We start from the raw sequence: 1,259 nt of genomic DNA, 5'->3' as shown, positions 1-1,259 counted from the left end.
TCACCACACACCACCGCCACCGCATCCGGACACACCACCACCCGCTCCTCAAACACCTCATGCACACACCGCGAAACACCCCCCACCTCAGCGGTCAGGCCGTCGAGGAGGGCGCGGTCGGAGGCGGGCAGGAAGACGGTGCGGGCGTCGCCGTACGGATCCGCGGCCATCGCGACCAGGACCTGCCGGTACATCTCCGCCAGGCGGTCGGCGTTCCTCTCGCCGATCACATGGGTGTCCACGGCGATGGCGACGTGGCCGACCCTGACGGACACGTGCAGCGGGAACTCGGTCGGGCTGTCGTCGATGCTGGCCAGGTAGTCGACCAGCTCGGTGTCGACCTGGTCGAAGTCGAGGTAGATGAACATGCCGTCGAGCAGCCGCCCGCCGGTCTCGTGCTGGATCGCCCCCAGGGGGAACCGGCGGTGCCGCCACATGGCCGTCTCGGTGGTGAACACCTCGTTCACCAGGTCATGCCAGGTACGGGCACCCCTGGTGTAGGGGAACGGAAGCGTGTTCAGGTACAGGCCGTAGACACGGTCGGCGCCGTCGGCCTCCGGCCTGCCGTGCAGGACCAGTCCGGTGTGGAAGGACTCCTGGTCGGTGATCTGGCTCAGCACCTTCATGTACGCGGCCAGCAGCACGCTCTTCAGCGGCACCCCGGCGGCGGCGGCCAGGGCGCGCAGGCCGTCCTCAAGGTCGGTGAAGGAGACCACCGCCTGCCGGACGGCGCGCGGCGTGTCCGGCCGGTCGCCCCAGGTCTCCGGAAGTGCCAGCTTGGGGTGGTCGGTGACGACGCCGCGCCAGAAGGCCCTGTCGTCCTCCGACTCAAGCGACCGCTGTTCGGCGGCCACGAAGTCGGCGTAACGCAGGGCGGGCAGCGGAGCCGGGTCGGGCACGGCACCGTCCCGGATCACCCGGTAGTACTCCAGCAGCTCCATCAGCATGGAGTGGTGGCTCCAACCCTCCAGGATCGCGTGGCACTCGGTGACCGACAGCCACCAGGACCGGTCGTCGCAGACGTGCGCGAACAGGCGGATCAGCCCCGGCCTGGTCAGGTCGAACAACCGGGCGCGCTCGTCGGCGGTGAACCGCCGTAGTGATCGGCCGACCTCCGCCTCGCCGAGGCCGCTCAGGTCGCGCACCTCGACGTGGAGTTCGGTTTCGGTGTGCACGAGCTGCAGGGGGACGGAGTAGCCGTCCAGGTCGAAGGAGGTGCGCAGTACCTCGTGCCGACGGGTCACCAGCCGGGCGGCGGC

General features: G+C 69.7%; 1 protein-coding gene. It reads right to left on the bottom strand.

Translation table 11 applies throughout. The features are described 5' to 3' along the window. A partial coding sequence (locus ACIBVQ_RS40535) for a condensation domain-containing protein (RefSeq protein WP_399184275.1) occupies positions 1-1,259 on the bottom strand: 1,259 nt, incomplete at both ends.

The organism is Streptosporangium sp. NPDC049376 (assembly GCF_044466505.1).
Lineage (GTDB): Bacteria > Actinomycetota > Actinomycetes > Streptosporangiales > Streptosporangiaceae > Streptosporangium.
The sequence above is the reverse complement of the archived record's forward strand: the minus strand, read 5'-3'. Positions and strand labels throughout refer to the sequence as shown.